At 74.2% G+C, this 13,080-nt stretch carries 13 protein-coding genes; 5 read left to right on the top strand and 8 right to left on the bottom strand.

Annotated elements, in window-relative coordinates:
- Nucleotides 1–47 precede the first annotated feature (47 nt).
- A complete protein-coding gene (locus tag ACWH4W_RS27825) occupies nucleotides 48–821 on the bottom strand; it encodes an SDR family oxidoreductase (RefSeq protein ID WP_473078567.1) in 774 nt (257 codons plus the stop codon).
- A 169-nt stretch (nucleotides 822–990) separates the two neighbouring features.
- Here ACWH4W_RS27825 and ACWH4W_RS27830 point away from each other — a divergent pair, with 169 nt between their 5' ends.
- Nucleotides 991–2,244 carry an exo-beta-N-acetylmuramidase NamZ family protein gene (locus ACWH4W_RS27830; protein WP_473078568.1) on the top strand — a complete coding sequence of 418 codons (1,254 nt, stop codon included), beginning with the start codon at nucleotides 991–993 and terminating at the stop codon, nucleotides 2,242–2,244.
- 460 nt (nucleotides 2,245–2,704) lie between these two features.
- On the top strand, nucleotides 2,705–3,307 hold the full coding sequence (locus ACWH4W_RS27835) for a hypothetical protein (protein ID WP_473078569.1): 603 nt from the start codon (nucleotides 2,705–2,707) through the stop codon (nucleotides 3,305–3,307).
- A 182-nt stretch (nucleotides 3,308–3,489) separates the two neighbouring features.
- On the opposite strand, the gene soxR is transcribed toward ACWH4W_RS27835, so the two are convergent.
- Entirely contained in the window at nucleotides 3,490–3,966 is a 477-nt protein-coding gene (gene soxR, locus ACWH4W_RS27840) for a redox-sensitive transcriptional activator SoxR (protein ID WP_473078570.1), read from the bottom strand.
- Nucleotides 3,967–4,097: 131 nt separating this feature from the next.
- Here soxR and ACWH4W_RS27845 point away from each other — a divergent pair, with 131 nt between their 5' ends.
- Nucleotides 4,098–4,559 carry a MaoC family dehydratase gene (locus ACWH4W_RS27845; protein WP_290008303.1) on the top strand — a complete coding sequence of 154 codons (462 nt, stop codon included), beginning with the start codon at nucleotides 4,098–4,100 and terminating at the stop codon, nucleotides 4,557–4,559.
- Here the strand turns inward: ACWH4W_RS27845 and ACWH4W_RS27850 are convergent.
- The 3 genes from ACWH4W_RS27850 to ACWH4W_RS27860 form a co-directional block, all read right to left on the bottom strand.
- Nucleotides 4,556–5,194: a TetR/AcrR family transcriptional regulator gene (locus ACWH4W_RS27850; protein WP_473078571.1), complete on the bottom strand. Its 639-nt coding sequence runs from the start codon at nucleotides 5,192–5,194 to the stop codon at nucleotides 4,556–4,558. The two genes, ACWH4W_RS27845 and ACWH4W_RS27850, sit on opposite strands and share 4 nt — an antisense overlap.
- A gap of 226 nt (nucleotides 5,195–5,420) precedes the next feature.
- Entirely contained in the window at nucleotides 5,421–5,708 is a 288-nt protein-coding gene (locus ACWH4W_RS27855) for a YiaA/YiaB family inner membrane protein (protein WP_473078572.1), read from the bottom strand.
- Nucleotides 5,709–5,787: 79 nt separating this feature from the next.
- Nucleotides 5,788–6,939, bottom strand: a complete 1,152-nt coding sequence (locus ACWH4W_RS27860; protein ID WP_473078573.1) for an acyl-CoA dehydrogenase family protein — start codon at nucleotides 6,937–6,939, stop codon at nucleotides 5,788–5,790.
- An 87-nt stretch (nucleotides 6,940–7,026) separates the two neighbouring features.
- Between ACWH4W_RS27860 and ACWH4W_RS27865 the strand changes: the two genes are divergently transcribed.
- The gene (locus tag ACWH4W_RS27865; RefSeq protein WP_473078574.1) at nucleotides 7,027–7,668 is read left to right on the top strand and encodes a TetR/AcrR family transcriptional regulator; all 642 of its coding nucleotides are present in this window, start codon (nucleotides 7,027–7,029) and stop codon (nucleotides 7,666–7,668) included.
- Between the two features lie 58 nt (nucleotides 7,669–7,726).
- Nucleotides 7,727–8,437: an ArsR/SmtB family transcription factor gene (locus ACWH4W_RS27870; RefSeq protein ID WP_473078575.1), complete on the top strand. Its 711-nt coding sequence runs from the start codon at nucleotides 7,727–7,729 to the stop codon at nucleotides 8,435–8,437.
- A gap of 524 nt (nucleotides 8,438–8,961) precedes the next feature.
- Here ACWH4W_RS27870 and ACWH4W_RS27875 read toward each other — a convergent pair.
- From ACWH4W_RS27875 to ACWH4W_RS27885, 3 genes are all read right to left on the bottom strand, one after another.
- On the bottom strand, nucleotides 8,962–10,047 hold the full coding sequence (locus ACWH4W_RS27875; protein WP_473078576.1) for a Zn-dependent alcohol dehydrogenase: 1,086 nt from the start codon (nucleotides 10,045–10,047) through the stop codon (nucleotides 8,962–8,964).
- A gap of 16 nt (nucleotides 10,048–10,063) precedes the next feature.
- Nucleotides 10,064–11,452: an aldehyde dehydrogenase family protein gene (locus ACWH4W_RS27880; protein ID WP_473078577.1), complete on the bottom strand. Its 1,389-nt coding sequence runs from the start codon at nucleotides 11,450–11,452 to the stop codon at nucleotides 10,064–10,066.
- 91 nt (nucleotides 11,453–11,543) lie between these two features.
- Nucleotides 11,544–12,920 (bottom strand): ABC transporter ATP-binding protein, encoded by a 1,377-nt coding sequence (locus ACWH4W_RS27885; protein ID WP_473078578.1) that lies wholly within the window; start codon nucleotides 12,918–12,920, stop codon nucleotides 11,544–11,546.
- Nucleotides 12,921–13,080 lie beyond the last annotated feature (160 nt).

Here is a 13,080-nt window from a genome sequence, read left to right on the forward strand (position 1 = left end):
CGCCGGGACCCGCCCGGTGGGCGGGCGGGCGGGTGACGGGGCGTCGGTCAGCGGGTGGCTTCCCACTGCTGCTGGACCCGGTTCATGCCGGAGAGCCAGCGTTCGGGGTCGCCGGCGCGGGCGCGGTAGTACTCGGCCACCTCGGGGTGCGGCAGGATCAGGAAGCGGTCCTGCTCGATGCCGTCGAACAGGGCGTCGGCCACGTCCTCCGGCTCGATCGCGGTCGGCTTCAGCACCAGGTCGCCGGCGCTGCCGCTCGCGTCGAGCATGTCGGTGCGCACGCCCTGCGGGCAGATCGCGTGCACCTTGATCCCGCGGTGCCGGTAGGTCAGCGACAGCCACTCGGCGAAGGCGTAGGCGCCGTGCTTGGTGACGCTGTACGGAGCCGTGCCGATCATGGTGAGCAGTCCGGCGGCGGAGACGGTGGAGACGAAACGCCCGCTGCCGCGCTCCAGCCACCCGGGGAGCAGCGCGTGCGCCGCGCGGACGTGCGCCATCACGTTGACGTCCCAGGACAGGGCCCAGTCCGCCTCGCGCAGCGGCTCGCCCGGCTCCCCGCCGTCGCGGCCGACGCCGGCGTTGGCGCAGTAGACGTCGACCGTCCCGCCGAGCGCGTCGCGGGCCTCCGCGACGACCGAGGAGGCGTCGCCCGCCACCGCGAGGCCGCCGATCTCCTCGGCGACGGCCTCGGCGCGGCCGGCGTCCAGGTCGTTGACCACGACGTGCGCCCCCTGCGCCGCGAAACGGCGGGCCAGCGCCGCTCCGATGCCGCCCCCGGCTCCCGTGACGACCACCTTCGCACCCTGCACGGCTTGCACCATCGGTCTCCTCCGACGCGGCTGGCAAACGGCTGACCGCGCCAGACTAACCGGTCGGTATGCCGGGAGGAAGAGGCGTTGCGCGGAGCCTCGGTCCGGCGCGTTCCCCGGGGCGGTCCGGCGCGCTAGCGTGCGTGGGCATGACACGTACCCCGATCACGGAGGTCACCGCATGAGGCTGTCCCGACGGAGCCTGCTCGCCACCACCACGGCCGCGGTCGCGGCCTCCGCCGCGCCGGCCGCCGCCTCCGGTCCGGGGTCCGCGCACGGTGGCGGCCGCACCCTGCGCACCGGGTTCGAACGGCTCGCGGCGGACGGCTACGCGCTGCTCGACGGCCGCCGGGTGGGCGTGGTCACCAACCCCACCGGCATCACCCGCGACGTGCGGCACATCGTCGACGTCATGCACGCCGACGACCGGGTGAACCTGACCGCGGTCTTCGGCCCCGAGCACGGCTTCCGGGGGACCGCGCAGGCGGGCGGCTCCGAGGGCCGCCACGACGACCCGGCGACCGGCCTGCCCGTCTACGACACGTACCTGAAGAGCGGTCAGGAGCTCGCCGGCATCTTCACGGCGTCCGGCGTGGACACGGTGGTCTTCGACATCCAGGATGTCGGAGCCCGCTTCTACACGTACATCTGGACGCTCTTCGACTGCATGGAGGCGGCGCGGCTCGCGGGTCTGTCGTTCGTGGTCCTGGACCGGCCGAACCCGGTGACCGGGCGGGCGGCGCTGGGTCCGGTGCTGCACAAGGAGTTCGCGACCTTCGTGGGCCGACAGCCGATCTCGCAGGCGCACGGGATGACGGTGGCGGAGCTGGCGCTGCTGTTCAACGAGGAGTTCCTGACGGCGCCCGTCGCCCTGGAGACCGTGACGATGTCGGGCTGGAAGCGGTCGGACTTCTACGACGCGTCCGGGATGCCGTGGGTGCCGCCGAGCCCGAACATGCCGACGCCGGAGACGGCGCTGGTGTACTCGGGGACCTGCCTCTTCGAGGGCACGAACCTGTCGGAGGGACGCGGCACCACCCGGCCGTTCGAGCTGCTGGGCGCGGAGGGCGTCGACGGGCGCTGGGCGGCCGCGGCGAACGAGCTGGACCTGCCGGGCGTGCGCTTCCGCGAGGCGTACTTCGCGCCGACCTTCTCCAAGTTCCAGGGCAGGACCATCGGGGGCGTGCAGCTGCATGTGCACGACCGCGAGCGGTTCGACCCGGTGCGGACGGGCATCGGCCTGCTGATCACGGCGAAGCGGTCGTGGGACGGCTTCGCCTGGCGCGCGGACAACTGGATCGACAAGCTCACCGGTTCGGCCCGGGTCCGCACGATGATCGACGCGGGCGCGGACACGGACGAGGTGGTGGGCGGCTGGCAGCGGGAGCTGGCGGCGTTCCGCCGGAAGCGGCGGGACCACCTGCTCTACCGCTAGGGGCTACCGGGCGGGCACGGAACGGCGGCGGGTCGCGGACGGCGATCCGCCGCCGTCGTGTTCGCGCCCGCGTCCCCCGCGCGTCCACCCCCGGTGAGCAGCGGTTCCACTCCCCCGCGTGCCGGTGCGCCGCGTCCCCCGGCCGACGGGCCGGCGATCGGTGTGCATATCGGCGTGGGGTTCAGGAACCCGTGGAAGCCGCGGGGAGTTCTCAAAGTGCCGGGGAAAGGCTGTTCCCCTGCCGGGAGGAGCGACGGGGCCCGTTACCGCCGGCACCCCGCGGACGGCGACAACTGAACTACGGACCAAGGGAGTTGGTTCGGCGCTCCCGCGGCCGGCCGAGGGGCCGCCGGAAAGAGGATGGAGCCGGATCGCGTGCCGGCACGTCTATTCGGCGACGTCCGATCGCGACGCCGGAGTGACCGGATTACAGGTGCAGGTGTGACGGAGGTGCAGGACGATGGCCGGTTTCCGAAGTCTGGCGAGACAGGTCCGAGATCCCCGGTGCGATCTGGCGCTGCGGCGCTACTCGCTGCGCAAGTGCCTGGAGCGGTTCGCCCCGTACGGGCACCGGGCGACCTGGGACCATCTGTGCGCGCGGGCCGGGTTCGATCCCGAGGACCGCTCCGTCGACCCGGCGCGGCTCGTGGCCGCACTGGACGAGCTGGAGGAGGCCCGGGCGGTCTGGCTGGCCTACGAGGTGGAGTTCGCCGAGCGCCGCAGGAAGGAGAAGCACGACGGGCTGCGCAGGCCGGGCAGTGTGGACGACTGGCACCGGATGACCTGGGGAGGTTTCGGGGTCGCCTGGTGCGACGACCCGCGGGTGCACCCGACGGAGCCCCTGGCCGAGGTGCTGCGGCGGCTGATCGCCGCGCTGGAGCGTGAGCCGGGCTCGTCCTGCCCCGTGTGCCGGGGGGAACGGCTCGTGTGGCGCCACGACCTGGACCACGAGCCCTCGGCGGGCCCGGTGTGCACGGACTGCGGCATCCTGGTCCCGCGCCCCGTGCTCACCCCGGCGGCCCTCGCGGAGTCCCGGCGCGCGAGGCTGCTGGTCTCCGCCTGACCCGGCAAGGACGGCGAGACCGACGAGAGCGGCGGAAGCGACGACGGCGGGGGAGGGCGTGGTGATCCGGCCGGTGACCGGGGCCGTGCCCCCGCCAAGGCCGTGAGCCCGGGGTACCCGACCCGCAAGGGCGGCGCGGAGCACGAGTGAACGACGGGGGCGGGGGTCGGAGCCCTCCGCCCTCAGTCGCCGGACGGCTTCCTGCGGTTCTCCGCCATCAGACGGGAGCCGGTGAGACGCTCGCCGAAGACGTCGTCGGGGTTGGACAGCACGCAGCCGTCCAGCGACAGACAGCCGCAGCCGATGCAGTCGGTGAGGTGGTCACGCAGCCGGTTGAGCTGCCGGATGCGTTCGTCCAGTTCGAAGCGCCACGCCTCGGAGAGCCGGGCCCAGTCGTCGCGGGTGGGCGTGCGCTCCTCGGGCAGCTCGGCGAGCGCCTCGCGGATCGTGGCGAGCGGGATGCCGACGCGCTGGGCGGCGCGGATGAAGGCGACCCGGCGCAGGGTGTCACGGGTGTAGCGGCGCTGGTTGCCGGGGGTGCGCCGGCTGCTGATCAGCCCCTTGGACTCGTAGAAGTGCAGGGCCGACACGGCGGCCCCGCTACGGGCGGAGAGCTGGCCGACCGTGAGTTCGTGGATCTTCTCTGGAATCCGGTGCACCCCTCGGAGCCTACCCACTCCGTACGGCCGCCGGTCCGTTGACAGGGGCCGCGCGGCCGACCATGCTAAGCAGTTGCTTAGGCATGCGCACGCGGATGCGCCTGCGACTACGTGACGCGAGAGGCCGGGACATGGCAGAGCCGAGGATCTTCACGTCCGTCGACGACCTGAAGGCGGCGGTGGGCGAGCAGCTGGGATACACCGACTGGCTGGAGATCGACCAGAAGCGGATCGACCTGTTCGCCGAGGCCACCGGTGACCACCAGTGGATCCACGTGGACCCGGAGAAGGCCGCGGCGGGACCGTTCGGCACGACCATCGCGCACGGCTATCTGACGCTGTCGCTGCTGCCCCTGTTCGGCCCGCAGCTGCTGTCCGTCGAGGGCGTGAAGATGGGCGTCAACTACGGCACCAACAAGGTGCGCTTCCCCGCCCCCGTCCCGGTCGGCTCGCGACTGCGCGCCACCGCGACGATCAGCGCCGTGGACGAGGTGCCGGGCGGGGTGCAGGTGGCCACCGCCTTCACCGTGGAGCGCGAGGGCGGCGACAAGCCGGTGTGCGTGGCCGAGTCGGTGGCCCGCTACTACCTCTAGGCCGGCCCGGCGCCCTCGGCCCCCACCATCCGGAGCACGAGGTCGGCGTAGAGCGCGCCGACCTGCTCCGGGGTGCGGGGCCCGTCGACGTTGAACCAGCGGGCCACGTCGATGCACAGCGAGAGCACGGCGAGGGTGGTGCCGGGCACGTCCGGGACGTCGAACTCGCCGGAGCGGACACCGTCCTCGATGATGCCGCGCACCTCGGCGTCCACCTGACGGCGCAGGCCGACGATCTCCGCGCGGGCGTCGGGGCCCAGCGAGTCCAGTTCGTACTGCACGACCCTGGCGGTGGTGCGGCCGCGTGCGTGCCAGCGGACGAAGGAGCTGACCGCGTCGGCGAGCCGCTCGGTCGCGGTGCCCTCCGCGCGGGCCGCGGTGCGCAGGATGTCCAGCGCCTTCTCGTGCCCGATGCGGCTGATGCGGTGGAGCAGCTCTTCCTTGGTCTTGTAGTGGATGTAGAGCGCGGCCGGGCTCATGCCGGCGCGGCCCGCGATGTCGCGGGTCGTCGTGGCGTGGTAGCCGCGCTCCGCGAAGGCCTCCACGGCGGCGAGCAGCAGTCGCCGGGCCGCGTCGGGCGTGACCTCACCCCACGGCCGCGCCTCACCGCCGGCCGTCTCCTCCGCCGTACTCATCGCTCACCCCATTCGCTGACAGGGTCGCCATCCTACCGGCAAGGGTGAGCGGGCGCTTAGACGCGTCCGCCGGGCGGGAGGTGCTGCTCCTGGGCGCCTCTTGGCGACGCGCCCCCGGTGCGGCGGGGCGGGGGTGTTCGCGCAGCCCGGTGCCTACGGGGCGCCTCCCCGGAGAGGGCACCCCCAGCGCCCACCCCCCGGCAGGCACGACCGGCCGACCGCGGCCTCAGAGCTTCTGCAGCGGGTCGTGCTCGGCCAGCAGCTTCTCCAGGCGGGCCTGGTCGACCCGGTTGACGATCTGCCCGGCCTCCTGGCGGTCGCGGATCACCTTGGCGAGGGTGAAGGCGGAGGTGACCAGGTAGAGGACCGCGATGCCGAGGAAGGCGCGGACCCAGACGTCGGTCTCCAGGTTGAAGATCCCGACCGCCGTGGCCCCCAGGGCCACTCCGAAGGACGCGACGGCCTGACCGTAGAAGGCGGCCGTGCTCTGCTGCTTGACCGGTGTCTCGCTCATGCGGAACAGGATCGGCGGATGCGGCCGCGGCCGCATCCGCCCGCGTACTCAGGCCGTACTCAGTTCGACGGCCCCGCCCTCAGAACGCCGAGATCCCCGTCAGCGCACGCCCGATGACCAGCTTCTGTATCTGGCTGGTGCCCTCGTACAGCGTCATCACCCGCGCGTCGCGCAGGAGTTTGCCCGCCGGGTACTCGTCGATGTAGCCGTACCCGCCGAACACCTGGAGCGCGTTGTTCGCGGCGCGGACGGCCGCCTCCGAGGCGAACAGCTTCGCCTTGGAGGACTCCACGGCGAACGGCTTCCCCCGGTCGATCAGATCGGCGACCCGCCAGGTCAGCAACCGGGCCGCGTCCACGTCGACGGCGATGTCGCTGATCAGCTCCTGGACCAGCTGATGGCCCGCGATCGGCTTGCCGAACTGTTCCCGCTCCCCCGCGTAGCCCACGGCCGCGTCCAGCGCGGCCTGGGCGATGCCGACGCAGCCGGCCGCGACCGACATCCGCCCCTTGGCCAGGGCGGACATGGCGACCGAGAAACCCTTGCCCTCCTCGCCGAGCATCGCGGACGCGGGCACCCGCACCCCGTCGAGGAGCAGCTCGGCCGTGGCCTGCCCGCGCAGCCCCAGCTTGCCGTGCACGGCCCGGCGGGTCAGGCCGGGGGTGTCGGCGGGGACCAGGAAGGCGGAGACGCCCCTGTGGCCGGGGGCGTCGGTGGAGCGCGCGAAGAGCAGCACCACGTCCGCCCAGGTGCCGTTGGTGATGAACATCTTGGCGCCGTCGATGACGTACTCGTCGCCCTCCCGCACCGCCCGCGTGGCGAGGCCGCCGGCGTCGGAGCCGGTGCCCGGCTCGGTCAGGCCGAAGCAGCCGACGTACGCACCGGAGGTCAGGCCCGGCAGCCAGGTCCGCTTCTGCTCCTCGGTGCCGTGCGCGGCGATCGTCTTGGCGACCAGGCCGAGGGAGACGGAGACGATGCCGCGCACGGAGGAGTCGCCGCGTCCCAGCTCCTCGGTGACCAGGCAGTACGCGAGGTGGTCGCCGCCCGAGCCGCCGTACTCCTCGTCGATCGTCAGTCCGAGGAAGCCGACCTCGCCGAGCTTCTTCACGATGCCCCGGTCGACCTCCTCCGCGCGGTCCCAGGCGGCGGCGTGCGGCGCGACCTCGCGCCGCACGAAGTCCCGGGCGAGCCGGCGCACGGCCTCCTGCTCGTCACTCAGCTCCAGGTTCATCCCGAGTCACCCCATGTGAGACGCGCGTGATCGTGCACAAGTAAATTAGCACTGCTAGTTTAGTGCCGCAGCCCTACTATGTGCGCCATGGCCCGACCGCGCAAGCCCTTGCTCAGCACCGACCGGATCGTCGAGACGGCGCGCGCGCTGGTGGACGCGGAGGGGCTGGCCGCGGTCTCCACCCGCCGCCTGGCCGCCGAACTGGGGGTGAGCGGGCCGTCGCTCTACAACCACTTCCGCACCAAGGACGAGATCCTGGAGGCGGTGGCGGACTCGGTGAGCGCGCAGGTCGACCTGTCGATGTTCGAGGACGGCCGGGACTGGCGGACGGCGCTGCACGACTGGGCGGTGTCCTACCGCGGCGCGCTGCGCGACCACCCCAACATCGTCCCGGTGCTGGCCCGCGGCCCCGGCCGCCGCCCGGCGGCGCTGCGGCTGGCCGACGCGGCCTACGGCGCGATGGTCGAGGCGGGCTGGCCGCCCGCGCAGGCCACGTCCATCGGCGCGCTGATGCGGTACTTCATCATGGGCTCGGCGCTCGGCTCGTTCGCCGGCGGCTTCGTGGACGACGCGAGCGCCTACGACCCCGCCGACTACCCGCACCTCGGACAGGCGCACCTGCTGGCCGAGCAGCAGGAGAAGATCGACGAACGCGCCTTCGAAACGGGCCTGACGGCCCTGCTGGACGGCCTGGCCCTCCAGTACGAGCAGGTACGGCAACGCACCTGACGGTACCGCCCGGACACGTCGGTGAGCGCCGAACCGTCCCTGCCGCATGCTGGAGGGCATGACCTCCAAGGACCCCAGGGCGGGCGCGCTGGCACGGCTCGCCGCGCTGGTCGCGGACGAGACGCGGGCCGCGTGCCTGCTGGCGCTGCTGGACGGGCGGGCCTGGACGGCGGGCGAGCTCGCCCGGCACTGCGGGGTCGCCGCGTCCACGATCAGCGAGCACCTGGGCAAGCTGGTCGGCGGCGGGCTGCTGGCCGAGGAGCGGCAGGGACGGCACCGGTACGTGCGGCTGGCCGACGCCCGGGTCGCGCAGCTCGTGGAGGACCTCACCGCGCAGCTCGCCCCGGACGCCGCCGAACCGCCGCGCGGTCTGCGGCAGGCGGGCGCGGACTTCGCGACGGCGCGCGGCCGCACCTGCTACGACCATCTCGCCGGGCGCCTCGGCGTCACCGTCACCGACGCCCTCACCGCACGCGGACTGCTGCGCCAGGACACGGGGTTCGCGCTCACCGACGCGGGGCTGCACTGGTTCGGCGCGCTGGGCGTGGACCTCGGCCGGCGGGGACGGCGCCCGCCGGCCCGCGCCTGCCTGGACTGGACGGAGCGGCGCCCCCACCTCGCGGGAGCGGCGGGCGCGGCCCTGTGCCGGCACGCCCTGGACCAGGGCTGGTGCGTACGGATCGGCTCCGGGCGCGCCGTGAAGGTGACCGGGGCCGGGGAACGGGCGCTCGCCGGCCTGCTCGGGATCGACGCGGACGCGCTCCGCTGAGGCGGAGGCCGACGCCGGGGCATGCCGACTCGTCGCCGGTCCCTCGGCCGGCGCACCGGCGTCCACGGCGACGCCGGCCGGCGGGCGCGGTTCCTCCCGGACGCGGGGGACGCCGTGAGCGAGGCGCGGGGCGCCTGCCGGGCCGGTGTGAGGCTCTCCGGGTACCGGCGCGGCACGAACGCCCTCGCCGCGGACGCCGAACCGCCGGCCGGGTGCTGGGGCGGCTCGGTGACGGCGGGCCGGCGTGTCTCCGTCCGGCCGGCCCGGAAGCCGGTGCGGGCGCCGACGGCGCCCTCGCGGGCTCCTTCGTCGCCGGTTTCGGGCCCGCGCGGGAGAGCCGTGACGACCTGATCGAGCGCGGGCCGGCCGGCGCGGGGGCCTTCGGGGCGCCCCGCACCGCCGGCCCGGACCTGGGGGAGCGGTCCGCCCACGCCCCCCCGCCCGCCGGGGGCGACCGTGCCGCATGCCGCACGGGCGGAGGGACGGGGGCGCCGGCCACCCCGCCGCCTCCCGTCCGTGGCGCGTCAGAAGATCACCAGGGCGCGGCCCCCCTTGCCGGCGAGCATGGTGTCGAAGGCGGCCGGGATGCCGTCCAGGGTGATCCGCTCGGTGACCAGGGCGCCCAGGTCGAAGGCGCCGGAGCGGATGTGCCCGGCGAGGACCGGGAGGTCGCGGGCGGGGTCGGAGTTGCCGTAGACGCAGCCGGCGAGGGTGCGGCCCCAGTGGAAGATCTCCAGGGCGTGGAAGGAGACCTTCTCCTCCTTGCCGCCGATGCCGACGACCGTGGTGCGTCCGCCGCGCCGGGTGGACTCCCAGGCGGTGCGGATGGTGGTCGCCCGGCCGACGCACTCCACCGCCACGTCGACGCCCTGCTTCCCGGTGAGGGCGCGGATCTGCCGGGCGGTGGTGTCGGAGGCGACGACGTACTCGGTGGCGCCCGCCGCGCGGGCCAGTTCCTCCTTCTCGGGGGAGACGTCCACGGCGACGATCGTCCCGGCGCCCGCGATCCTGGCCGCCTGGAGCGCGGCGAGGCCCACTCCCCCGACGCCGAACACGGCGACGGTCTCGCCGGCGCGGACCCGGGCGGCGTGGTGGACCGCGCCGTAGCCGGTGAGGACGGCGCAGCCCAGCAGGGCGGCGTCGGCGAGGGGGACGCCGTCCGGGGCGGGCAGCACGCAGGGACCGGGCACCACGGTCTCCTCGGCGAACGCGGCCACGTTCAGGCCCGGGTGCAGGTCGGTGCCGTCGTCGGCGCGGCGGGCGTGCACCCGGGCGGCGCCGTCCAGGGCGTGCGCGCACAGCCACACCTCGCCGCGCCCGCAGGCGGGGCAGGTGCCGCAGGAGGGCGCCCAGTTGAGGACGACGCCGTCTCCGGGCGCGACATGGGTGACGCCCTCGCCGACGGCGACGACGGTGCCGGCGCCCTCGTGGCCGAGGACGGCCGGGACGGGCAGGCGCATGGTGCCGTCGGACAGGGACAGGTCGGAGTGGCACACCCCGGCGGCGGCGAGGCGGACGCGCACCTCGCCGGGTCCGGGGTCGGGCAGGACGACGCCGGTGATCTCCAGCGGGGCGCCGACGGCGGGCAGAACGGCGGCTCGTACGGCCATGGCGGTCACGACTCCCCTAGAACTGGAGGGACTTGGTCTGCAGGTACTCGGTCAGGCCGTGGACGCCGAGTTCGCGGCCCACGCCCGACTGCTTGTATCCCCCGAAGGGGGCCAGCGGGTTGAACCGGCCGCCGTTGATGTCGACCTGGCCGGTGTCCATGCGGCGGGCGAAGGCGACGGCCTCCGCCTCGTCGCCGGCCCAGACGGCTCCGGCCAGGCCGTAGACGGTGCCGTTGGCGATGCGCAGGGCGTCCTCCTCGTCCTCGTAGCGCAGCACGCACAGCACGGGGCCGAAGATCTCCTCCTGGGCGATCGTCATCTCCGGGGTGACGTCCGCGAAGACGGTGGGGCTGACGTAGTAGCCCTGCGGGCGCGGCGCCTCGGGACCGCCCGCGGCCAGGCGGGCGCCCTCGGCGACGCCCTTCTCGATGTAGCCGCGCACCCGGTCCCGCTGCCGGGCGCTGACCAGGGGGCCGATGCGGTCGCCGTATTTGGCGGCGGCCGCCGCGGCCAGCTCCACGGCCTCGTCGTACCGGTCGCGGTGGACCAGCATGCGGGTCCACGCGCTGCACGTCTGGCCGGAGTTGGACATCACGTTGGCGACGCCGACGTTGACCGCGCGGGCCAGGTCGGCGCCGGGCAGGATGACGTTGGCGGACTTGCCGCCGAGCTCCAGGGCGACCCGCTTCACCATGCCGGTGGCGATCGCGCCGATCCGGCGGCCGACGGCGGTGGAGCCGGTGAAGGAGAGCAGGTCGACGTCCGGGTGCTCGGCGAGCGCCTGCCCTGCCACCGGTCCCAGGCCGGTGACCAGGTTGAACACGCCCGCCGGGATCCCGGCCTCGTGCACGCACTCGGCGAAGAGCCGGGCGACCAGCGGGGTGTTCTCGGCGGGCTTGACCACGAGGGTGCAGCCGGCCGCGAGGGCGGGGGCGGCCTTGGCGACGATCTGGTGCAGCGGGTAGTTCCACGGGGTGATCGCGCCGACCACGCCGACCGGTTCGTGGAACACGGTCGAGTTGCCGGTCCGCTCCTCGAAGGAGTACGTCGCGGCCAGTTCGGCGTACGAGCCGGCGACCGCGACCGGCACGCCGGCGTGGACGGTCCGGGCGACCCTCTCGGGCGCGCCGAGTTCGGCGGTGACCGTCGCGGCGATCTCGTCCTGGCGGGCGTGCAGCTGGTCCCGCAGCGCGGTGAGGCGGGCCGCGCGCTCGGCGGGCGGGGTGGCCGCCCAGCCGGGGAGGGCGGCGCGGGCGGCGCGCACGGCGGCGTCCACGTCCTCCACGGTGCCCGCGGGGACGGTGGCGATCACCTGTTCGTCGGCCGGGTCGACGACCTCGATCACGTCGGGGCCGGCGGCGGAGCGCCAGGCGCCGTCGATGTACATGCCGTCGTATGCCTTCATCGCGCTTCCTCCGGGGCGGGGGCGTCCTGTGCGGACACCTAAACTAGCGATGTTAGTTTTTCCGCGCCAGGGGGTCGCCCGCGCGCCGCGCTCACTCCTCCAGGTCGGGCAGCCGGTCCGGGCTGGGGCAGATCCGCTGACCGTGCTGGTCGAAGACGAACAGGTGGGCGAGATCGACCAGGAGCGGCACCTGCATGCCGTGCCGCAACCGGATGTCGGGGGTGGTGCGGACGACGAGGTCGCCGGGGACCCGGGGCTCGGCCGAGGCGGGGGCGGGCGGCACCGCGGCCGGGTCCGTCCGTCCGGGCCCGTCCGGCGTCGCCACGGTGCTTGTGCGCTCGGCGCCCGCCCGGCGGAGGCCGCCGGCGCGCCCCCGGAGGCGCTCCAGCACCGTGCCTCCCTCCCGGCGGCGGCGCCGGGAGGGGCGGTCGGGGCCCGGCCGCGGGGCCTCCAGTTCGGGGATGACGGCGGGGCGGGAGCCGGTGTCGAAGTGCACCAGCACCTCGTGCCCCTGGAACTCCAGGTGCTCCACCAGGCCGGTGAGCGCCACCTCGCCGCGGCGCGCGGCGGACGGCTTGGCGATCCGCACGGCCTCGGAACGCAGGCCCACGATCACCTCGCGGCCCTGCTGCACCCGCAGCAACTGGTGATCCGGGGACAGCGGTTCGGGCAGCCGCAGGAACTGCTTGCCGAGGCGGACGGTCATCGCCCCGTCCAGCGGGGCGCGGACCAGCCCGCGCAGCAGGTTGATGCGCGGGGTGCCGATGAACGCGGCGACGAAGACGTTCTCGGGCAACGAGTACACCGCGCGGGGCGTGCCGACCTGCTGGAGGACGCCGCCGCGCAGCACGGCGACCCGGTCGCCGAGCGACATCGCCTCGGACTGGTCGTGGGTGACGTAGACGGTGGTGACGCCCAGCCGCCGGGTGAGCCGGGAGATCTCCGCGCGCACGTGGTTGCGGAGCTTGGCGTCGAGGTTGGACAGCGGCTCGTCCATCAGGAACGCGGAGGGGCGGCGGGCGATGGCCCGGCCCATCGCGACCCGTTGGCGCTCACCGCCGGACAGCTGGGCGGGGAAGCGGTCGAGGAGGTCCTCGATGCCCAGCATCCGGGCGGTGGCGTCCACCCTGGGCGCCGGGTCGTCGCCGGGCGCCTCGACGCGCAGGGGGAAGCCGATGTTGTCCCGGCTGGTCATGCTCGGGTAGAGGGCGAAGTTCTGGAACACCATCGCCATGTCCCGCTCGGACGGGGGCCGGTCGTTGGCGTACTCGCCGTCGAGGAACAGGCCGCCCTCGTCGATCTCCTCCAGCCCCGCGATCATCCGCAGCACGGTGGACTTCCCGCAGCCGGACGGGCCGAGCAGCACCAGGAACTCGCCGGGGGTGACGGCCAGGGACAACCGGTCCACCACGCGAACACCTCGCGTGTAGGACTTGCTCACGTCGTGCAGGGTGATGGCGCGTGTCATGAAGGTGCCCCCGGGGGCTCATCAGGGCGCTGCTGCTCCGCGGTCGGACGCCTCGTGCGGGCCGTACGGGGCGTGTGAGTCACGGAAGTTAACGGAAAGTAGGCGACCGGGGAAGACGACGGACGCGATCGGGACGTTCCGTCCGCGGAGAGAGAAAGCG

Source organism: Streptomyces sp. DSM 120436 (genome assembly GCF_055778765.1).